This is a genomic window from Paenibacillus sp. B01, assembly GCF_009649995.1.
Lineage (GTDB): Bacteria > Bacillota > Bacilli > Paenibacillales > Paenibacillaceae > Paenibacillus_O > Paenibacillus_O pasadenensis.
Genome location: NZ_CP045802.1, coordinates 2,198,478 through 2,217,016, shown reverse-complemented (window position 1 = coordinate 2,217,016; position 18,539 = coordinate 2,198,478). Strand labels below are relative to the sequence as shown.

Below are 18,539 nucleotides of genomic sequence, written 5' to 3'. Positions count from 1 at the left end.
GCTCATGCTGCACGAGCCCCGGTTCTTCATTCTGGTTCTGAAAATAAAAAAAAGCTCTGATCTGCGAGAATTCGCAGAACAGAAGCCTGTTGTAGATAAGAGTGGTGCGGTCAAGAGGACTTGAACCTCCACGTCATTGCTGACACTAGAACCTGAATCTAGCGCGTCTGCCAATTCCGCCATGACCGCGTGACACTTTTAATAAAATATCACACGGCCCGGATGCTTGTCAACCTTTATGTCGAAGGCTTGAAAAGCTCATGGCGCGGGCGGCATTCCGTAAGGCGGGGACGGCGTCTCCGGCCGTTTTTCGTCGGCAGGCACATAACCGTAAGGTCCGCCGGCAAGCGCGAAGCCGCCTGCTTCCTCCTCCGGCGCTCCGTAAAGCGGAATGCCGTCGTCGCGCGCTCCTTCGGCTTCCTCGGACGCCAGCTCATGGGCTCCATAAGGCGTCTCGCTCAGATGTCGCTCCTCGACCGGACCGGAATAGTATGGCGTGACTTCCACGCCGCCATACGCCAGCCGCTCGCCATCCGGGCCTGCGAGGCGGACATTGCCGCATACAGGGCAGCGGAACACCGTCACGCCATCGACCTCGGACCCGTTCATCACCATATGATCGTTTGGACAAAACATCTCGCGCTCTCCTCCTTCGTCGTTCAGGACGATGCGGAACGCGGAGCTGCTGCGGATTCGTACGTATAGCCTCGGCTGAGCTGGACGACCCGCCGGTTCGCCTTGCGGATCATGACGCTGTCGTCATCCCAGGCGACGACGATTCCGAGCACGTCGTTCTGCTCCATTTCATCCCGGATGACCCGGACCTTCTCTCCGGTCAGCCGGAATCCGTTCAGCAGATCGTCGCTGGCAAGATTCATCTTATTACCCTCCTCTCCTGCTGCTGAAACGCCGCCGCATCAAAAAGCCCCGGAAGCACCGGGGCTGAAGCCGCTCTATTCTGCGTTGCCGACATGCTCCTTGGTATCGTTCGTCTCGTACCACTCGTCCAGCACGCGCGAGCTCATGACCCGCTTGGAAATATAATCGGCCTGCTTGTCGGTGAACTGGCCCTTCCACTCCAGCCCGAGCTCCTCGCTCAGCTTGACGATCGTCAGCAGCTCGGACCAGGCGACGTACCGTTTGTACCAGAAAAATTGCGGATGCTCGATCATGTACGGATACAGATCGTCGAATTCGGTATGCTTGCAATCGAGCGCGCGCTCGAAATGAATTTTGGCAGCGGACAGCTTGGCTTCAAAGAAACCGGGATCTACGTTTTCCATCGCCTTGTGCCTCCCCATGTAAGAAATCTTCTTTACCCATTATAGGCGATATGCCGGGCAGGGAAAAGGGAAGATTTTGACGGCTATTCCTCGAAGACGATCGATCCTCCCTCGAGCGAGCGGATGCGGACGAGCGGCTCGACGCGGATGCCTTGCTCGCGCAGCGTGCTGGCGCCGGCTTGGAAGCACTTCTCGATGACGACGCCGAATCCGACGAGCTCGGCTCCCGAGCGCTCGATGATGCGCACGAGACCGCGCGCGGCGTCGCCGTTGGCGATGATGTCGTCGATGAACAGCAGCCGGTCCTCCGGAGACAGCAGCGACTTGGACACCATCAGATCGGTCACGATGCCCTTGGTGAACGACGGCACCCGCTCCGAGTAATGATCGGGATCGGCGATCAGCGTCTTCTTGCGCCGAGCGAACAGCAGCGGCACGTTCAGCTCCAGCGCCGTGGCGAAGGCGACCGGGATGCCGGACGATTCGACGGTGATGACCTTGGTCGCCCCCGCTTCCCGGAACAGGCGAGCGAACTCGCGCCCCATCTCCATCGTCAGCGCCGGATCGACCTGATGGTTGAGGATTGCGTCCAGCTTGACTACATCGGCAGACAAGATCGACGCGTCCTGAAGGATTCGGTTTTTGAGCATTTCCATATCGGCTTGGTCCCTTCCTTGGGGAATTCTTTCCGTTAAATTATCATAGCCCGGCCGTTCCTGCAACCTCGCCCAGCGGCTCCCTGTCATGCCTGTCCGCCGCCGCACATAGGATGTAAGGACAATCCATGCGAGAACGGAGGCGAAGCCATGCGGGGACGCGTCTTGCGCGTGCTGCAGATCGGATTCACGTACATGGGCACCGTCGTCGGTGCCGGATTCGCCACGGGCCAGGAGATCCTCCAATTCTTCACCCGCTACGGCCACTGGGCCGTGCTGACGATCGTGCTCGCGACCGCCATGTTCATCTGGCTCGGAGGCAAGATGATGCTGCTCGCCGGCGAGATCGGAGCCAAGTCCTACGAGGATCTCAACAAGGCGCTGTTCGGACCGGCCGTCGGCCAGCTCGTCAGCTATTTCATGCTCGTCGTCCTGCTCGGCGTGAACGCCGTCATGCTGGCGGGAGCGGGAACGATCTTTTATGAGAACTGGAACCTGCCCTACCAGATCGGACTCGTCGTGACGCTCGTCGCCTGCTATCTCATGCTGCGTCGCGGCATGAACGCCATCCTGACGATCAACAGCATCGTCGTGCCGTTCATGCTGCTGTTCACGGCGATCGTGCTGTACGACACGTTCACCTCGCCGAGCGGCGGCCGCTGGCTGCAGCTGACGACGGACGACTCGGCGCTGCGGGTGTGGACCGCCCCGCTGCTGTACACCGCGTTCAACCTCGCGATGGCTCAGGCGGTGCTCGTCCCGCTCGGCGCCGGGATCAAGGACCGCAAGGCGATCCGGCTCGGCTCGCTGTTCGGCGGCATCGGCATCGGCTTCATGCTGCTCGCCGGCCACATCGCGCTGTCGTCGCATATGCCCGGCGTCCAGCAGTACGAGATCCCGATGGGCGGCATCGCGCGCCAGCTCGGCTACGGCATCCAGTTCGTCTATATCCTGCTCATCTTCTCCGAGATCTTCACGACGCTCATCGCCGACATCTACGGCCTGGCGCTGCAGCTGCAGCAGCGCGTGGCGGTTTCACCGAACGTGCTGCTGCTGATCATCCTCGTCCTCTGCTACCTGCTCAGCCAGATCGGCTTCGGCCCGCTCGTCAAGACGCTCTATCCGATCTTCGGCCTGTTCAGCCTCGGCTGGCTGGCGCTCATGATGCTCAAGAAGACGCGAAAGCGGCCGGAGAGCGATTAGCTCTCCGCCGCTCCCGGCGCCGCTTCCAGATAGACCTGCTTCAGCTGCGAGATGACCCTCGTCAGCGAGTAGGCTTTTTTAGCTTTGTCCCAGGCGGCGCGGGCGAGCTGATAGCGGAACGTCTGGTCCGTGATGAGCCGCTCCAGCGCCGCGGCCAGCGCCGCCGCATCGTCTGGCGGCACGAGCAGCCCGTTCACGCCGTCCTCGATCTGCTCGCCGATGCCGCCGACGTCGGTGCCGACGAGCGCGAGCCAGCAGAGCGCCGCCTCGGCGAACACGCTGCCGAACGCCTCCGCCCGCGATGGCAGCACGAACACGTCGAAGAACGGCATGAATTCCTCCGGATGCAGCATGTAGCCGTAAAAAATGATGTCGTCGTACAAGCCGAGCTCGGTCGCAAGCGTCTCGAGCTCCTTGCGGATCGGGCCGTCGCCGATGATGTGGAGGACGAACGGATGGCCTTTGTCCTTGAGCTCGGCGCAAGCCCGCAGCAGGATGTCGAGCCCTTTGGCGGGCACGAGCCGGCATACGGTGATGAGCTGCGTCACCTCGTTCTCATGGCTGATCGGCTTGAAGCGCCGCTCGTCGAAGCCGTTGGCGATGACGCCGATCGCCTCCGCGTCGTCGACGTACGGAGCCATGTACCGGCGGAACGAATCCGATACGGTCAGCAGCCGGTCGGCGGCATGCTCGAGCTCGCGATAGATGGAGGCGAGGAACCGGTGCTCCGGCCCGCCCTCCTCGATCTTGCCGTTCAGGATGAGCTCGCGCTCGTAGCTCGAGTGGATCGTGACGACGAGCGGCGTGTCGGGAAAGACCTGCTTAATGACGAGCGCGGCGACGGGATGATGCGCGTGGATCAGGTCGTAGTTGCGCTTGATGCGCATTTTGGTCCACCACAGGTAGTCGCTCAGCGTCTGAAGATACTTGGCCGCGATCGGATTGTCCCGATACGGCTCCGGATCGAACGTATGCAGCCGCACTTCCTCGGTTCCCTTGCCGCGGATCCGCTTCGGCAGGGAGAACAGGTCGGTCGGCCAGCCGACCTTGTTGAACCGATCCTGCATATAAGGAACCATGGAGGACACGCCTCCGGGCTGCTCGGGAGGAAAGAACAAAGCCTGCAAAATTTCCATCTGATCGCTCTCCTTCCAGCTTGGCCATGATAGAATGGAACGGACGTTCCCTCTAATGGTTGGACGGGGAACAGCCGATACCGTGAAAAGGCGGCAAGCGAATCGCTTCCGCTGCCCGGCCGCCGCTGCGAAACGCGGAGCCGGACCGATGCTGACAAAGGCGGAGTGCATGTTCCATGACCAATTGGCCTCAGGCTGCTTCGATTCAACTATTCGCATCCGCCTGCACGCTGACCGTGCTTGCGCTGATGATCTTCATGGGCGTGAAGCTGTATCGAAGCTATCGCCGCCATCACGTCTACCGGCTGCTGATCCTCATCCTGCCGCTGCTCATGATCCGGCAGGGGATGCTGCTCGCCGGGCTGGACCAGGGCGATGCCCTTCCCTTGCTCCAGCTGGCGACGCGCCTGCTCGGAATCTTTTCTTTCATCATTATAAACTTTGTCTTCATGAAATTATATAGCCATCCCGGCGCGAAGCTGCGCGGAGCTCCGTTCGTCGTCATGGCCGCCCTCGCCTTCGCGATCGCCGGAGCGGAGCTGGCGATGAATCCGGGCCTGCTCGGCGCTGCCGACGGCCGCGCGGTGCCGCTCGTGCTGCTCGACTTCTACGGCATCATCATCAATTTCCTCATCCTGCTCGATACGCGGGGGGTCGAGCTGCGCACGAAGTATTCCGCCAGCCTGATCGTCTACTTCACGGCAGACCTGGCGCTCGTCACCGACCGCTACGTCTTCCAGGGCGGCATGCCGGCGCTGCTCGTGCTCTCGCGGATGCTGCCCGTCGTCTACTTCACGCTGCTGTTCCTGCTGCTGTTCGAATGGGTGCTCGAGCGGCTGCTCACGACCTACCGCTCCTCCATCACCGACGGGCTGACCGGACTGTACAACCGCCGCCATTTCCAGCAAAAGGCCGAGCTGCTGCTCCGCCGCGGCAAAGGAATCGCCGTCGTCTTTTGCGACATCGACAACTTCAAGAAGCTGAACGACACGCAAGGCCATCACCGGGCCGACGGCGTGCTCAAGCAGATCTCGGAGATGATGCGGGAGCTCGTGCAGGGCATCGGCTCGGCCGGACGCTACGGCGGCGAGGAGCTGCTGCTGGTCGTCGGCTCCAGGGAGAAGGCCGCCGAGCTTGCCGAGACGCTGCGCCGGCGGATCGAGCAAGAGACGATCGTCACCGTCAGCATAGGCGTCAGCTACTCCCGGCCCGGCATCAGCGTCGACCAGATCGTGCGCGAGGCCGACGAAGCGATGTACCGCTCCAAGACGACCGGCAAAAACCGCGTCACCGTCGTGAACGAGCCTGCTCGCGCCGCGAGGGGCAAAAAAGCATCCCCCGTTTAGGGCGTGTTTGCACCCCCGCTCAGGTGCGTCTATCACCGCCTTTTTGCCTCCTGCTTCGTCGCGCAGGCTCGACGTACCCCCGGTACGCCTTCGCCTACGTTCCTCGCAGGGATCAAAAATTCGGCAATATTCGGCTTCCTTCGAAGGATGTGCAACACGCCCTAGGACGGCGGATGCCTTTTCTTGACTGCCCTCGCTTGGCGCGACCGGCTCCAGGCGCATGGCGCGGGCAGCTGCGGCCGCCCCGGCTGCCGGGGTCAGGCGCCGCTGCTGAGCCGCCAGTCGGCGGCGGCCGTCTGCCCGGACACGAGCCGGATCGCCGCCGGCAGCTGCGCGAGCTCGGAGATGACCGCGTCCGGCAGCGCCGCCGCCTCGTCCGGCCAGGCCTGGCTGCTCCGCAGCCAGACGGTCTTCATGCCGCTGAAGTAGGCGCCCTGGATGTCGTTGACGGGATGGTCGCCGACAAAAAGGGCCTGCTCGGGCTGCACGCCAAGCTCGCGCAGCCCCATGGCGAAGATCTCGCGCTGCGGCTTGCGGCAGCCGGCCGACTCGGAGACGAGGATCGATTCGAACCAGCGCGCGAGCCCGGTCCGCTCCAGCTTGCCGCGCTGAATCGCGTCCTTGCCGTTCGAGACGATGCCGAGACGATAATACGGACGCAGCGACGCGAGCAGCTGCGCCGCGCCGCTCATCGCCCGCGCGGCGGCGACATATTCCCGCTCATAAAAGGCCATGAGCTCCGCAGGGTCGGAGCATGTGCAAGGAAGAAGCTCCGGCAGCTGCCGAAACAGGTCGTGCTTCGGCTTGCAGCCGTCCTCGTCCAGCTCGATCAGCCGCCGCGTCCAGTCTGCGCGCCCGCTCTCCGGCACGGCGGCATACCGCTCGGCGAAGCGGCAGGCGAACTCGTGGAAGCCTGCCGTACGGTCGAGCAGCGTATGGTCCAGGTCGAACAGGATCGCTCGTATCATCGCTCTCCTCCTTTTTGCCGATCGCTCACGCGTGCAAGCCCCGATAGCGTCCCGTCACGAGCTCCCGACAATACGGCTCCAGCTGCGGCATGGCGAGCCGCTCGGCGCGGGCGACCGCCTCGCCGATATCGTAGGGCACCCGGATCAGCTGCAGCGCGAAAGGCGCCATGGCCGCCGCATCCGGCTCCCCTTCCACGATCGCGTAGGAGGCTTGCGGCAGATCGAGCGGGTTGCCGACGCTGCCGCAGTTGAACAGCAGCCTGCCGTCCACATATTGGGCATAGGCTTGGTGGATGTCTCCATAGCCCAGCGCATCGGGGCGGCCGCTGCAGCCGTCCGGCGGATCGAACATGGACGCCCTGTCCTCCGGGGAGTCCCAAGGCTGGACGCGGCGATACACGCTCTGCGGAGAAGCATGGACGAGGCGGATGAGCCGCCCGCCGAGGCGAAGCTCCGCGCAGAACGGCAGCTCCCGCAAATAGCGGAGCCGCTCCGGCCCGAGCCGCTCCTGATGCCATCGGAGCGTCTCGTCGTCCGTCGGCAAGCCGAGGAATTCATCCCAGTTGCCGCGGATGACCGTCTCGCAGCTGCTTCGCACCTCATCGACGGCCTCCGCCGGCTCCGGTCCCTTTCCCGCCAGATCGCCCAGGCAGACGATCCGCGAGATGCCTCTGGCCCGGATGTCCGCGAGCACCGCCTCCATCGCCGGCATATTGCCGTGTACATCAGATAGGATCGCGATCCGCTCCATGCAGTCCCTCCTTGAAAGCGGTTCATAGTAGCTTATGTACGGCAGGCCGGGAGGAATGATTCCTCCCGGCCGATTATTTGCGCGCAAGCGCGTTTGCCGCGGGATCGTTCAGCGGCCGCGCACCGTCTGGACATCCGCCGCCGGGATCCGTTCTCCCTCGTAGAGCATGAACCGCCCCTCCTGCCATTCGATGCGCAGCAGCCTGCGGTCGTCGGACTGGTATTGCCACACATGCAGCTCGCCCGCCGGATGATGGGGGGCCCTGCCGGACGACGTCACCGGAGAAGAATGCTGTTCCTCCAAATAGTAGTCCCGGCCGTCCAGCGCCATCGTCGACGGCACCTCCTCGATCGAGTCCAGCCGTCCGTCGATCGGCTCGTACAGGCTGTACTCGGTCTGCTCGCGGTCCTCGATATGGAGATAGCGGAGCCGGGTGCCGTCCTGCAGCGTCAGGAACGTTTCCTTGCGCCGGAAATTCTTCGTCTGGCCGATCACCTCATACGTCTCCAGCGAGATCTCGCAGATGTCGCCCGGGCCGAGCGTAAGCATGCTTTTCTCGGCCGGCGCCGGCTCCGGACGCCGCATGAGGTTCGCCACTCGTTTGAACAAGCTCATGCCTTCGCCGCCTTATTCCGGTTTTTTGTATTGGTTCAGCAGCGCAGCCAGCTCATCCTCGACTTTTTTGTCGCGGCCGAGCGCCTCGAATTCCTCGTCGAGCGACTTCGCCCGATCGTTCAGGACGTTGCTCGCCTCCGCCTGCGATTCGAGGCCGAGCACCTTGTCTTCCATCCGCTTCAGTCCGGCCATCGCCGTATCGGAGCCGAAGCCGCTCATCGAACGGTTGATCTCGACCTGCGCCTTGGCTGCCTGGGCCCGGGCGACGAGCGACTCGCGCTTGCTCTTGAGCTCGCCGAGCTGCTTTTGCATCTGCGCGAGCTTGTCGCGGAGCAGATCCGCGGAAGCCTTGTTCGTCTCGAACGCGGCGCGGTATTCGTCCCGCTTGGCTTCGGCGCTTTGCTTCTCCGCAAGCGCGCGGCGAGCCAGATCGACATTGCCCGCCTCGGCGGCGGCATGGGCCAGCTGCAGGCGGCGTTGAAGAAGCTCCTCCTGCTCCTCGAGCAGCTTCTTGAACTTCTTCTCCAGGGCGATCTGGGCCGCGACCGCCTTTTCGGCTTCTTCAAGATCGCTCGCCATGTCGCGGATATATTGATCGGTCATCTTGACCGGATCCTCGGCTTTGTCGATCAGGGCATAAACGTTGGATAGAGTCAGATCGCGCAGGCGTTTGAACAGAGACATGGATAAATTCCTCCTTGAAAGGTCGATTGATCGGTACTGAAAAGTTTGGCAGTCAATTAGTTTCTTGCTTTCCCCTTATACGACGGCAGCGGCCGGAAGGTTTCCGAATCCGGACGGCAGCCGGGCCGGACGGTCCAAGGTTAATGCTTCCGGGGCAAGGGTATACAAGGAGTAAAGGAATCCAGTCGCCCGAACGGAGGTCGTCCCGCTTGAAAATCGGAAAGTTCTATCAAGCCTGCATCAGCATCATTCTCGTCCTCGTCATCCTCTACCTGCTCTCCCGGCTCGAGTTCCTTTACCGCCCGGTGCTGCTCGCGTTCAACATGCTGCTGCTTCCGTTCGTCGTCTCGTTTTTCTTCTATTACCTTTTCCGCCCGCTCGTCACGCAGCTTCACAAGTGGCGCATGCCGAAATGGCTTGCCGTGCTCGTGCTGTTCGTCGTCATGGCGGCCGTCGTGGCGATGCTCGTCGTGCTCGTCTGGCCGACGCTGCAGTCCCAGGCCGAGGGCTTCGTCGAGAACCTGCCCGCCCTCGCCAAGGAGGTGCAGGAGCAGATCAACTACTTGCAGACGCAGAGCTTCGGCGGATTCAGCCTCGCCGAGATCGACTTGTCGAGCAAGCTGACCGGCTACCTCGAGCAAGGCATCAACTATTTGTCGACCTACCTGCAGAACGCCGTCTCCATCGTCGCGACGATCGCGCTCGTCGTCGGCACGGTGCCGGTGCTGCTCTACTACATGCTCAAGGAGGACCGCAAGGGCTATACGTCCTTCGTCCGCTTCTCGCCCGCCAAGTACCGCGCCGACGCGATCGAGATCTTCGGCAGCGTCGACAAGATGCTGAGCGAGTTCGTCATCGGCCGCGTCGTCTGCTGCCTCGCGCTCGGAGCGTTCGCTTATATCGGCTTCCTGATCGTCGACCTGCCTTATTCGCTGCTGCTCGCGCTGTTCGTCGGCGCGATGAACATGATCCCGTACATCGGGTCGATCATCGGCTCGATCCCGTGCATCCTCATCGCCTTCACGGACTCGTTCACGACGGCGATCTGGGTGCTCGCGATCATCCTCGTCGCCCAGCAGCTCGAGGGCAACCTGATCTCGCCGTTCGTCTACGGAAGGACGATGGACATCCATCCGCTGACGACGATCATCGTCGTCCTCATCGCCGGCGCGGTGAGCGGCATCGTCGGCATCATGATCTCGATCCCGGTCTACATGATCTTCAAGATCGTCATCCTGCAGATCGCCGAGCATTTCGAGCGCAAAGCACAGCCGGACAGCACCGCTTGACCTCGCCGGCCTAGGCCGGCGGAACGCTCCAGAGCAGCTCCGCCCGCTTCAGCGGGCTGACGCGATAGGCCTCGTCGAGGCCGTCGGCCGCGATGCGCGCCTTCGGCACCCGCTTCAGCCTCAGCTCGACCTTCGTCTCGCCTTGCAGCGCCCTCTCCGACAGGAGGAGGCGCTGCTTGTCCGTCCAGGACGCCCGCAGCCGGCGGCCGGACGGCAGCAGCCCGTCGGCCGCGGAAAAGCCTTCCCTGTACCAGGGATGCTCCTGCTCCCCCGCTGCGCCAGGCTCGTTGAGGCAGACATACAGCGACAGGCTGTCGAGCAGCTGCAGCCGCAGCAGATCGAGGCGGGTCCGCTCCGGATCGGCGCGCAGATTCATCGCGAGCCGGCGCTGGCGCACCTCCTCGGTCCGCTTGAACTCGTCGCATGCCTCTCCTTCCAGATGCTCGAAAAAGGCATGATAGAACAAGCTGCACAGCAGGCCGGCATAAGGGCTGACCGCCTCGACCTCGTCGATGCCGCGCCGGTAGAACGCGATCTTGGGCAGCAGCGGATAGTCCTCGAACGCATAGGGGCGTCCGGCCGCATCGTTCCAGATCGGCGTCTCGTCGAGCCCGATCCAGCCGCGGTCATGATGCGCCGCCGCATAGACGACGCTGGCGCGAAGCCTGTCCGCCGGCAGCAGCTCGGGCGCGAGCGCCTGCGCGAGCTGCGCGGACACGGCCGCATGGTCGTGCTGGCGGATCAGCACGAAGCTGTCTCCGCTGTCCCGGATGATCATGGTCGGTCGGCCTCCTTTGCCGGCAGCGGCACTTCCGTGTAGTGCTCCACCGTGGGGAATGGATCATAGTAATGATGCAGCAGCGCCTTCCAGCGGCCATAGTCGGCGGATCCGCGGAAGCCGTGCGTATGGTCCTCCAGCGTCTCCCACTCGACGAGCAGCAGATAGCGCGACGGCTGCTCCAGGCAGCGGGACAGCGTATGGCGGACATAGCCGCGCATGGAGGAGATGATGGCGGACGCCGTGCGGAAGTCCCGCTCGAAATCGGCCTCCTTGCCGGGAATGACGGACAGCAGCGCATGCTCGAGAATCATGGTCGTCGCCTCTTTCGTAGAATCATAGGTTCTGCGTGGCCTCTCTCCTCCTCTCCATTCGGGAAAGGACTGCCGTTTTCCCGCTTGCAGCCCGAAATTTCCTTGGCCATCGTTGCCAAACCGGCCTTGATCCGTTAAGATAATCGAGAGAAAGTTAAAGGGCTTTAATTTTGAAGCAGGCTGACGCCGCTTCCTTTTGCCAGCCTTCTCGACATCCGAAAAGAGCAAGCTCTCTTTTTTTTCATCAAAAGTTTAAGCGGTTTAACTTCACGAAGGGAGGCGCTTCATGAAACCAAGCATCTTCGACGTCGCCAAGCGCTCCGGCCTGTCCGTCGTCACCGTCTCGCGCGTGCTCAACGGCTCCGGCAACGTGCGGGAGAAGAACCGCCTCAAGGTGCAGCAGGCGATGAAGGAGCTCGGGTATCGGCCGAATTCGGCCGCGCAGTCGCTGGCCAAGGGCAAGACCGGCGTCGTCGGCCTGCTGCTGTCGACGCTCCAGGACTCGGTGTTCGACGCGATCGTCAAGAGCGTGCATGACGAGCTCGCCGGACACGGCTATTTTCTCGCGCTGTCCGTATCGCCGAGCTGCCGGGAGCCCGGAAGCAGCTTCCTGATGGAAAGGGACCGGGTCGACGGCATGATCATCCTGTCGCCGACCTGGGAGGACGAGCTGATTCCCGACCTCGAGCGAAAAGGCATTCCGTACTCGATCATCGACAACCAGAACCCCGCCTACGACTTGTCGGCCGTGCAGGTCGGCCATTACTCCGGCGGCTACGCGGCCGGCAAGCATCTGGTCGAGCTCGGCCATTCGTCGATCGCCCATCTGAGCGGTCCGAGCAACTACAAGAGCACGATCGACCGGCAGAACGGCTTCCTCAAGGCGCTTGCCGAGCACGGCCTGGAGCCGGTGTTCATCGAGGAAGGGACGTATTCCATGGACACGGGCTACGAGGCGGCGAAGCGCTGGCTGGCGGAGGGACGCCTGCCGGAGGCGCTGTTCTGCGGCGACGATTATATCGCCGTCGGCGTGCTCAACGCGCTGCAGGAGGCCGGCCTGGCCATCCCCCGCGACCTGTCGCTCGTCGGCTACGACGACCAGAACCTCGCGACGCTGCTGCATCCGAAGCTGACGACCGTGGCGCAGCCGGTGCTGGAGATCGCGCGCTCCGCGGTCGACGGCCTGCTCGCCCAGATGGAGGGGCGCGAGGCGCCGCCGCCTGTCGTGCTGAGGCCGGAGCTCGTCGTGCGCGAGAGCACCGCTCCGCCATTATCCGATTGGAAGGAGAATTCCGTATGAGCTTCTATCTCGGCGTCGATGCCGGCGGCACCAAGACGCATGCGCTCGTCTCCAATGCCGAAGGACGCATCCTCGGCAAAGGCATGGCCGCAGGCGGCAACCATCAGAACGGCCGCGACTCCGCCCGGCGCAATCTCGACGCCGCCGTCTCCGAGGCGCTGCGGCAAGCGGGCGTCGAGCGCTCCGCGCTCGCCCACGCGTACTTCGGGCTCGCCGGAGCCGACCGCCAGGCCGACCTCGACATCCTGCATCCGCTGCTCGGCAGCATCGGCTTCGCGGAGCGCTATACGGTCGTCTGCGACACGGTCATCGGCCTCCGGGCCGGCACGGCCAGGCCGTACGGCGTCTCGGTCATCTGCGGCACCGGCGTCAACTGCGCCGGCGTGAGCCCGACCGGCGACATGTACCAATGCGGCGGCTTCAGCTACATGTACGGGGACTTCGGCGGCGGCGGCGGGCTGAACGTCGAGGTTTTCCGCACCGTCATCCGCTCCTGGGACGGCCGCGAAGGCCCGACGAAGCTGACGCCGATGCTGCTGGAGATGCTCGGCTATCCGACGGTCGAAGCGATGTTCCACGACTATCTCGACCGCTCGCTCGGCGTGCCGACCGACGTCGTGCGGCTGCTGTTCCGCGCCGCCTCCGAGGGCGACGAAGCGGCGCTCCGCATCCTGACGCATCAGGGCGAGGAGCTCGCGCTGTCCGTCAAGGCGGTCATCGAGCGGCTCGGCATGCGCAAGCTTCCGTTCGACGTCGTGCTTGCCGGCAGCCTGCTGACTCGCGGCGACCACGGCTGGATCAGCGGCCCGATCGCCGCGATGCTGCGGCAGACGGCTCCGGGAGCGTCGCTCGTCAAGCTCGATGTCGAGCCGGTCGTCGGCGCCCTCTGGGGCGCGCTGGAGGCGGACCGCATCGACATTACGCCGGAGATGTACCGATCGATGCGCCAGCACCGCGAGTTCGACGACATCCCGATCGCCCCATTTTAACGAAAAGAGGAATCGACCATGACCGAAACAAAAGGCCTCAAGATCGCCGTCATCGGCGGCGGATCGTCCTACACCCCCGAGCTCGTCGAAGGCTTCATCCGCTATTATGACTCGCTGCCCGTGCGCGAGCTGTGGCTCGTCGACATCGAGCCCGGCCTATGGAAGCTGAACATCGTCGGCGAGCTTGCCAAACGAATGGTCGACCGCTCCGGGCTGCCGATCGAGGTGCATCTGACGACGGACCGCCGCGCGGCGATCGCCGGAGCCGACTTCGTCAGCACGCAGATGCGCGTCGGCATGCTGGAGGCGCGCGGCCTGGACGAGGCGATCCCGCTCAAGCACGGCGTGATCGGCCAGGAGACGACCGGCCCCGGCGGCATGATGAAGGCGCTGCGCACGATTCCGGTGCTGCTCGACATCTGCCGCGACATCGAGGAGCTCGCTCCGGAAGCATGGCTGCTCAACTTCACCAACCCGGCCGGCATGGTCACCGAGGCGATCCGCAAGCACTCCAAGGTCAAGAGCATCGGCCTCTGCAACGCGCCGATCGGCCTGCTCAAATGGCTCGCCGGCAAGTACGGCACGACGACGGACCGCGTCTACGCCGAGTTCGTCGGCCTGAACCATCTGCACTGGGTCAGCCGCGTCACCGTCGACGGCGTCGACCGGCTGCCGGAGCTCGTGCGGGGCGAGGACAGCTTCTCCGCCAAGAACGTCTCCGGCTCCGACTGGGATCCGGCGTTCATCTCCGGCCTGAACGCGATGCCCTCCTACTATCTCAAATACTTCTACATGACCGACACGATGCTCGCCGAGCAGAAAGCCGCGTTCGAGAAGGACGGCAACCGCGCCGAGGTCGTCAAGCGCGTCGAGAAGGAGCTGTTCGAGCTGTACCAGGATCCGGAGCTGAAGGAGAAGCCGAAGCAGCTGGAGCAGCGCGGCGGCGCCTACTATTCCGAGGCGGCAGTCAACCTGATGCGCTCGCTCTATGGCGGCACCGGAGACGTGCAGACGCTGAACGTGCCGAACAACGGCATCCTGCCGTTCCTGCCGGACGACGCCTGCATCGAGGTCAACTGCGTCGTCACGAGCGGCGGCCCGATCCCGCTGCAGCTGACGGCCGTGCCGGCCCCGTGCGTCGGCCTCATCCAGGCCGTCAAGACGTACGAGTCGCTCGCGATCGAAGCCGCCGTCAGCGGCGACCGCAGCATCGCGCTGCAGGCGCTGGCGCATCATCCGCTCGTGCCGTCGGTCCGCGTCGCCCAGGCGCTGCTGGACGAGATGCTGGAGGCGAACCGGGCGTATTTGCCGAAGTTTTTCACGCAGGAATGAAAAAAAGCGCAGCGGCTCCTTCTTCGGCCTGCAGCCATGCTCGCCATGCTTGCCGCTGCGCTTCCCCCTTGCTTCTATGTCGCCGCTTCGCCGCAAGGCCGCTCCCCGCAACCCTCAGCCTGCTTGCCCCCGCCCTGTCCGGGCCAGCGGACAAAAAAGTACCATCCGCCGACAAATCTTTCTCCTTCCGGCCTTCACCCCCAGCCAAATACCGCAAAAAAGGAAATGCGATTGGACAATTATCTTCATAGGCTTGCGTTCTCCCCCGATTTACAATGAACTGGCGGATTGTTCCGTCAGACCAGTATGGGGGGAAATTGAATGTCAAAGAAGAAAATCGCTCTGTTGTTGTCTCTTTGCATGATGCTGGCTTTGCCGACGGCTTGCAGCAACGCTCCGAGCGCAAGCAACGGCGCCGGCAGCGCTTCGACCGGCAATGAGGCCGCGGACGCTCTGGAAGCAAATCCTTCCGACCCTGCCTTCAGCGCCTACAAGGAGCCGGTGACGATCCATACGGTCACTTCGGAATATCCTTCGGCCAAATATCCGCAGGGCGACGACATTACCAACAATGTATGGATCCGGCGCTACCAAGAAAAATACAACATCAAAGTCGTGACGGATTGGGTAAGCGATGAATACGACACCAAGCTGAACCTGGCGATCACCTCCAACGACCTTCCCGACGTGTTCAAGGTCAACGCCTCCCAGCTGCAGCAGCTCATTGAAGCCGACATGATCATGGACTTGACGGAGGTGTTCGACAAGTACGCTTCCAGCCGCTTGAAGGATTACATGAAAGCGGATACAGACAGCTATGAATCGGGGATGAAGGACGGCAAGCTGTACGGCATCCCGCAGCTGCACTGGGGATTGATCGATCAATCCGACTACATCTGGATCCGCAACGATTGGAAAGAAGAGCTGGGACTTAAAGATCCGCAAAGCCCCGAAGACATCAAGAACATCGCGCTTGCCTTCATGGAAAAGCACGGCGGCTACGGCATGGCCGTCGACCAGACGCTGGATTACCTCAATGTGCTTGCCGTGAGCTGGAACGCCCATCCCGACATCTGGATCAAGGACAGCAGCGGCTCCATCGTGTACGGCTCCATCCAGCCGGAAATGAAGGACGCGCTCCAGGCATGGGCGGAATGGTACAAGCAAGGCATCATCGATCCGGAGTTCGCCATCAAGGACTTCAGCGCGATGAACGCGGACGTCGTCGCCGGCAAAGTAGGCCTGCAGCCTTACTATCAATGGTGGGGCTACAATCCCGGCGTCGATACGATTACGAATCTGGGCAAGGAAGCCATCTTCTATCCTTACCTGCTGCGCACGGCGAACGGCGAGGAAGCGAAGCAATCCATCTCCTTTGCCAACGGCAGCTATATCGTCGCCAAAAAGTCGTTCAAGCATCCTGAAGCGGCCGTCAAGCTGCTCAACGATTACGCCTACATCGTCGATGAAGGATTGGAAAAAGAGTCGAAGGAAACGCTGTCCGGCCTGCTCGACAACGATATGGCGCATGTCGTAGGCGCCTTCCGGGTGCTCAATCCGACCTCCGACTACGAGCAGTACGAAGCCGTTTCGGCAGCGCTGGAATCCGGCGACTCCAGCGGCCTCACCTCCTCGGGCATGTGGCAGAAATATAAAAACAGCATTGAATTCAAAGAGAATGCGACTCCTAGCGCCGTAGGCGACTACCTGCAGCAAGGAGCGCCGAAGTCGGCGTTCAGCCTGGCCAAAAAAATCTATGACAGCGGCAACTATATCAAAACCGAGCTGTGGGGAGCGACTCCAGAGGCGCTTGCAGCGTACGGAACGACTCTCGATGATATTTTGACGGAAGGCTTCACCAAAATCATCATGGGCTCCGAAAGCATCGATTATTTCGATACGGTCGTGCAAAATTGGAAGACTGCAGGCGGAGATGCGGCTACTCAGGCCGTAAACGAAGCTTACGGAAACAAGTGACTCTTTCTGTAGAGGGGATGCGGATTTCCGCAGCCCCTTTTCCACCTATCCAAGTCAAGAAACGAGGCGACCATCCATGCTGACGAAATTAAAGCAGCAGCGCGCGCTGCATCTCATGCTGCTTCCGAGCCTCATCCTCGTCTTCATTTTCAGCTACATTCCTTTTTACGGCCTGGTCATTGCGTTTCAAAAGTATAATCCCGGACTCGGCTTCCAATCTCCGTGGGTCGGTTGGGACAACTTCAATCATGTCTTCCAGCAGCCTAACTTCGTCCGAACGATATGGAACACGCTCTATATGTCGGCCTTCAAAATCATCGGCGGCATCGTCGTCCCCGTCGTTTTCGCCCTGCTGCTGAACGAGGTGGCGCACGGACTCGTCAAACGGACGTTCCAGACGCTCGTTTATATTCCGAACTTCCTGTCGTGGGTCATCATGGCCGGCATCCTGCTCGACATCCTCAGCTCCGACGGCATCATCAACCATTTTCTGAGCTTGCTCGGAATTCCCGCCGTCAATTTCCTCGGCAATCCGTCCCTCTTCCCCTGGACGATGATCGTGAGCGATATATGGAAAGGCTTCGGCTTTGGAACGGTCGTTTATTTGGCCGCGTTGTCGGGCATCGACCCCGGCTTGTACGAGGCTGCCGTCATCGATGGCGCAAAACGCTGGAAGCAGACGATTTATATTACGCTGCCGCTGCTTATGCCGACGATCGTGCTGATGTCCGTGCTGTCGCTCGGAAACGTGCTGAACGCCGGCTTTGATCAGATCTACAATCTGTACTCGCCGGTCGTGTACCAGACGGGCGACATCATCGATACGTATGTATACCGCCTCGGCATCCAGCAGGCCCAATACTCGATCAGCACGGCGGTCGGATTGTTCAAGTCGGTCATTTCCTGCATCCTCGTCGGCGTATCCTATGTGCTTGCCTATAAAGTCGCCAACTATAGAATCTTCTAAGGGGGGATCCGGATGATTCAGGACCGAAGCGTCGGGAGATATTTGTTTGTAGCCGCCAACTATGTCATCTTGATCGCCACATCGCTGCTTTGCATCTTGCCGTTCGTCAACCTGCTGGCCGTATCGTTCAGCGGCAGCGCCGCCGTGTCGGCAGGAGACGTCGTGTTCTGGCCGGTGGACTTCACGACCAAAGCGTACGAGTTCGCGATGACCGGCGGAAAGTTCCTCTCTTCTTTATGGGTATCCGTGCAAAGGGTCGTCCTGGGGACGATCGTCAACCTCCTGCTCATCGTCTTGACGGCTTATCCGCTATCCAAGTCATCGGGCAAGCTCGCGGGCCGCAACTGGTACATGACCTTCTTCATCGTCACGATGCTGTTTAACGGAGGCTTGATTCCCACCTACCTCATCGTCGTCAAAACCGGCTTGATCGATTCGATCTGGTCGTTGATCCTGCCCGGGGCGCTCCCCGTATTCAGCATGATCATCCTCATGAACTTCATCCGCGGCTTGCCGGAAGAGATCGAAGAGTCCGCCATCATCGACGGGGCGAGTCCGATGCAGATCTTGATCCGCGTCCTGCTCCCCTTGCTGAAGCCCGCGCTGGCCACGGTCGGCCTGTTCAGCATCGTCGGCCACTGGAATTCATGGTTCGACGGCATCATCTATATGAAAAACCCGGCCAACTATCCTTTGCAGAGCTATTTGCAGACGTTATTGATGAGCTTCGAGCAGCTTATGCTCAAGTCGGGCTCCGATTACACGAAGCTGCTGTCGATGATGAATGCCAGGACAGGCCGCGCTGCCCAGATGTTCCTGGGCGCCATTCCGATTTTGCTCGTCTACCCTTTCCTGCAGAAATATTTCACGAAAGGCCTCGTTCTCGGCAGCGTAAAAGGCTGACCGCTGGGCAAAAACGGCGCTTCCGCATAGGAAGCGCCGTTTTTTGAT

General features: G+C 61.8%; 20 protein-coding genes and 1 tRNA gene. 9 read left to right on the top strand and 12 right to left on the bottom strand.

The features are described 5' to 3' along the window. Positions 1-102: 102 nt before the first annotated feature. From GE073_RS09485 to GE073_RS09465, 5 genes are all read right to left on the bottom strand, one after another. Positions 103-189, bottom strand: a tRNA-Leu gene (locus GE073_RS09485). Between the two features lie 69 nt (positions 190-258). Further along, on the bottom strand, positions 259-636 hold the full coding sequence (locus GE073_RS09480) for a TFIIB-type zinc ribbon-containing protein (RefSeq protein WP_153783343.1): 378 nt from the start codon (positions 634-636) through the stop codon (positions 259-261). Positions 637-659: 23 nt separating this feature from the next. Then, entirely contained in the window at positions 660-878 is a 219-nt protein-coding gene (locus GE073_RS09475; protein ID WP_101808942.1) for a hypothetical protein, read from the bottom strand. A 75-nt stretch (positions 879-953) separates the two neighbouring features. Continuing rightward, entirely contained in the window at positions 954-1,283 is a 330-nt protein-coding gene (locus GE073_RS09470; RefSeq protein ID WP_028599547.1) for a hypothetical protein, read from the bottom strand. Between the two features lie 83 nt (positions 1,284-1,366). Next, positions 1,367-1,939: a xanthine phosphoribosyltransferase gene (locus GE073_RS09465; protein ID WP_028599546.1), complete on the bottom strand. Its 573-nt coding sequence runs from the start codon at positions 1,937-1,939 to the stop codon at positions 1,367-1,369. Positions 1,940-2,089: 150 nt separating this feature from the next. On the opposite strand from GE073_RS09465, the gene GE073_RS09460 reads away from it, so the two are divergent. Beyond that, a complete protein-coding gene (locus GE073_RS09460; RefSeq protein ID WP_028599545.1) occupies positions 2,090-3,142 on the top strand; it encodes a YkvI family membrane protein in 1,053 nt (350 codons plus the stop codon). Here the strand turns inward: GE073_RS09460 and GE073_RS09455 are convergent. Continuing rightward, complete coding sequence (locus GE073_RS09455; RefSeq protein WP_153783342.1) at positions 3,139-4,278, bottom strand: glycosyltransferase family 4 protein; 1,140 nt, start codon at positions 4,276-4,278, stop codon at positions 3,139-3,141. The genes GE073_RS09460 and GE073_RS09455 overlap by 4 nt on opposite strands. A gap of 176 nt (positions 4,279-4,454) precedes the next feature. On the opposite strand from GE073_RS09455, the gene GE073_RS09450 reads away from it, so the two are divergent. Then, on the top strand, positions 4,455-5,624 hold the full coding sequence (locus tag GE073_RS09450; protein ID WP_153783341.1) for a GGDEF domain-containing protein: 1,170 nt from the start codon (positions 4,455-4,457) through the stop codon (positions 5,622-5,624). A gap of 257 nt (positions 5,625-5,881) precedes the next feature. Here the strand turns inward: GE073_RS09450 and GE073_RS09445 are convergent, their stop codons facing one another. The 4 genes from GE073_RS09445 to GE073_RS09430 all read right to left on the bottom strand — a co-directional run bounded on the left by GE073_RS09445 (position 5,882) and on the right by GE073_RS09430 (position 8,642). Continuing rightward, complete coding sequence (locus tag GE073_RS09445) at positions 5,882-6,592, bottom strand: HAD family hydrolase (protein WP_153783340.1); 711 nt, start codon at positions 6,590-6,592, stop codon at positions 5,882-5,884. A 25-nt stretch (positions 6,593-6,617) separates the two neighbouring features. Beyond that, entirely contained in the window at positions 6,618-7,343 is a 726-nt protein-coding gene (locus tag GE073_RS09440; protein WP_153783339.1) for a metallophosphoesterase family protein, read from the bottom strand. A 108-nt stretch (positions 7,344-7,451) separates the two neighbouring features. Then, positions 7,452-7,958: a DUF4178 domain-containing protein gene (locus GE073_RS09435; RefSeq protein ID WP_028599541.1), complete on the bottom strand. Its 507-nt coding sequence runs from the start codon at positions 7,956-7,958 to the stop codon at positions 7,452-7,454. 12 nt (positions 7,959-7,970) lie between these two features. Next, positions 7,971-8,642: a PspA/IM30 family protein gene (locus GE073_RS09430; protein WP_153783338.1), complete on the bottom strand. Its 672-nt coding sequence runs from the start codon at positions 8,640-8,642 to the stop codon at positions 7,971-7,973. Positions 8,643-8,851: 209 nt separating this feature from the next. Between GE073_RS09430 and GE073_RS09425 the strand changes: the two genes are divergently transcribed. Continuing rightward, on the top strand, positions 8,852-9,931 hold the full coding sequence (locus GE073_RS09425) for an AI-2E family transporter (RefSeq protein ID WP_194843331.1): 1,080 nt from the start codon (positions 8,852-8,854) through the stop codon (positions 9,929-9,931). 10 nt (positions 9,932-9,941) lie between these two features. Here GE073_RS09425 and GE073_RS09420 read toward each other — a convergent pair whose 3' ends face one another. Together GE073_RS09420 and GE073_RS09415 are read right to left on the bottom strand one after the other, a co-directional pair. Then, on the bottom strand, positions 9,942-10,709 hold the full coding sequence (locus tag GE073_RS09420) for a DUF3891 family protein (protein WP_153783336.1): 768 nt from the start codon (positions 10,707-10,709) through the stop codon (positions 9,942-9,944). Next, positions 10,706-11,023 carry an antibiotic biosynthesis monooxygenase family protein gene (locus GE073_RS09415; protein ID WP_153783335.1) on the bottom strand — a complete coding sequence of 106 codons (318 nt, stop codon included), beginning with the start codon at positions 11,021-11,023 and terminating at the stop codon, positions 10,706-10,708. The genes GE073_RS09420 and GE073_RS09415 overlap by 4 nt, the downstream gene beginning before the upstream one ends. Positions 11,024-11,309: 286 nt before the next feature. Between GE073_RS09415 and GE073_RS09410 the strand changes: the two genes are divergently transcribed. From GE073_RS09410 to GE073_RS09385, 6 genes are all read left to right on the top strand, one after another. Then, positions 11,310-12,323, top strand: a complete 1,014-nt coding sequence (locus GE073_RS09410; protein ID WP_153783334.1) for a LacI family DNA-binding transcriptional regulator — start codon at positions 11,310-11,312, stop codon at positions 12,321-12,323. After that, positions 12,320-13,312 (top strand): N-acetylglucosamine kinase, encoded by a 993-nt coding sequence (locus GE073_RS09405; protein ID WP_153783333.1) that lies wholly within the window; start codon positions 12,320-12,322, stop codon positions 13,310-13,312. Before GE073_RS09410 ends, GE073_RS09405 begins: the two co-directional genes overlap by 4 nt. A gap of 18 nt (positions 13,313-13,330) precedes the next feature. Continuing rightward, on the top strand, positions 13,331-14,644 hold the full coding sequence (locus GE073_RS09400) for a 6-phospho-beta-glucosidase (protein ID WP_153783332.1): 1,314 nt from the start codon (positions 13,331-13,333) through the stop codon (positions 14,642-14,644). 321 nt (positions 14,645-14,965) lie between these two features. Next, positions 14,966-16,621, top strand: coding sequence for an extracellular solute-binding protein (locus GE073_RS09395; protein ID WP_153783331.1), 1,656 nt, complete (start codon positions 14,966-14,968; stop codon positions 16,619-16,621). A 76-nt stretch (positions 16,622-16,697) separates the two neighbouring features. Next, positions 16,698-17,588 (top strand): ABC transporter permease, encoded by an 891-nt coding sequence (locus GE073_RS09390; RefSeq protein ID WP_028599530.1) that lies wholly within the window; start codon positions 16,698-16,700, stop codon positions 17,586-17,588. A gap of 12 nt (positions 17,589-17,600) precedes the next feature. Beyond that, positions 17,601-18,491 carry a carbohydrate ABC transporter permease gene (locus GE073_RS09385; protein ID WP_153783330.1) on the top strand — a complete coding sequence of 297 codons (891 nt, stop codon included), beginning with the start codon at positions 17,601-17,603 and terminating at the stop codon, positions 18,489-18,491. The last annotated feature ends 48 nt before the right edge of the window (positions 18,492-18,539 follow it).

Excerpts from the sequence above, each read along its gene's own strand:
- GE073_RS09455 (WP_153783342.1), bottom strand. The coding sequence starts at position 4,278 with ATGGAAATTTTGCAGGCTTTGTTCTTTCCTCCCGAGCAGCCCGGAGGC.
- GE073_RS09450 (WP_153783341.1), top strand. The coding sequence starts at position 4,455 with ATGACCAATTGGCCTCAGGCTGCTTCGATTCAACTATTCGCATCCGCC.
- GE073_RS09395 (WP_153783331.1), top strand. The coding sequence starts at position 14,966 with ATGTCAAAGAAGAAAATCGCTCTGTTGTTGTCTCTTTGCATGATGCTG.
- GE073_RS09480 (WP_153783343.1), bottom strand. The coding sequence starts at position 636 with ATGTTTTGTCCAAACGATCATATGGTGATGAACGGGTCCGAGGTCGAT.
- GE073_RS09435 (WP_028599541.1), bottom strand. The coding sequence starts at position 7,958 with ATGAGCTTGTTCAAACGAGTGGCGAACCTCATGCGGCGTCCGGAGCCG.
- GE073_RS09390 (WP_028599530.1), top strand. The coding sequence starts at position 16,698 with ATGCTGACGAAATTAAAGCAGCAGCGCGCGCTGCATCTCATGCTGCTT.
- GE073_RS09410 (WP_153783334.1), top strand. The coding sequence starts at position 11,310 with ATGAAACCAAGCATCTTCGACGTCGCCAAGCGCTCCGGCCTGTCCGTC.
- GE073_RS09465 (WP_028599546.1), bottom strand. The coding sequence starts at position 1,939 with ATGGAAATGCTCAAAAACCGAATCCTTCAGGACGCGTCGATCTTGTCT.
- GE073_RS09470 (WP_028599547.1), bottom strand. The coding sequence starts at position 1,283 with ATGGAAAACGTAGATCCCGGTTTCTTTGAAGCCAAGCTGTCCGCTGCC.
- GE073_RS09415 (WP_153783335.1), bottom strand. The coding sequence starts at position 11,023 with ATGATTCTCGAGCATGCGCTGCTGTCCGTCATTCCCGGCAAGGAGGCC.
- GE073_RS09385 (WP_153783330.1), top strand. The coding sequence starts at position 17,601 with ATGATTCAGGACCGAAGCGTCGGGAGATATTTGTTTGTAGCCGCCAAC.
- GE073_RS09420 (WP_153783336.1), bottom strand. The coding sequence starts at position 10,709 with ATGATCATCCGGGACAGCGGAGACAGCTTCGTGCTGATCCGCCAGCAC.
- GE073_RS09460 (WP_028599545.1), top strand. The coding sequence starts at position 2,090 with ATGCGGGGACGCGTCTTGCGCGTGCTGCAGATCGGATTCACGTACATG.
- GE073_RS09430 (WP_153783338.1), bottom strand. The coding sequence starts at position 8,642 with ATGTCTCTGTTCAAACGCCTGCGCGATCTGACTCTATCCAACGTTTAT.
- GE073_RS09405 (WP_153783333.1), top strand. The coding sequence starts at position 12,320 with ATGAGCTTCTATCTCGGCGTCGATGCCGGCGGCACCAAGACGCATGCG.
- GE073_RS09445 (WP_153783340.1), bottom strand. The coding sequence starts at position 6,592 with ATGATACGAGCGATCCTGTTCGACCTGGACCATACGCTGCTCGACCGT.
- GE073_RS09440 (WP_153783339.1), bottom strand. The coding sequence starts at position 7,343 with ATGGAGCGGATCGCGATCCTATCTGATGTACACGGCAATATGCCGGCG.
- GE073_RS09400 (WP_153783332.1), top strand. The coding sequence starts at position 13,331 with ATGACCGAAACAAAAGGCCTCAAGATCGCCGTCATCGGCGGCGGATCG.
- GE073_RS09475 (WP_101808942.1), bottom strand. The coding sequence starts at position 878 with ATGAATCTTGCCAGCGACGATCTGCTGAACGGATTCCGGCTGACCGGA.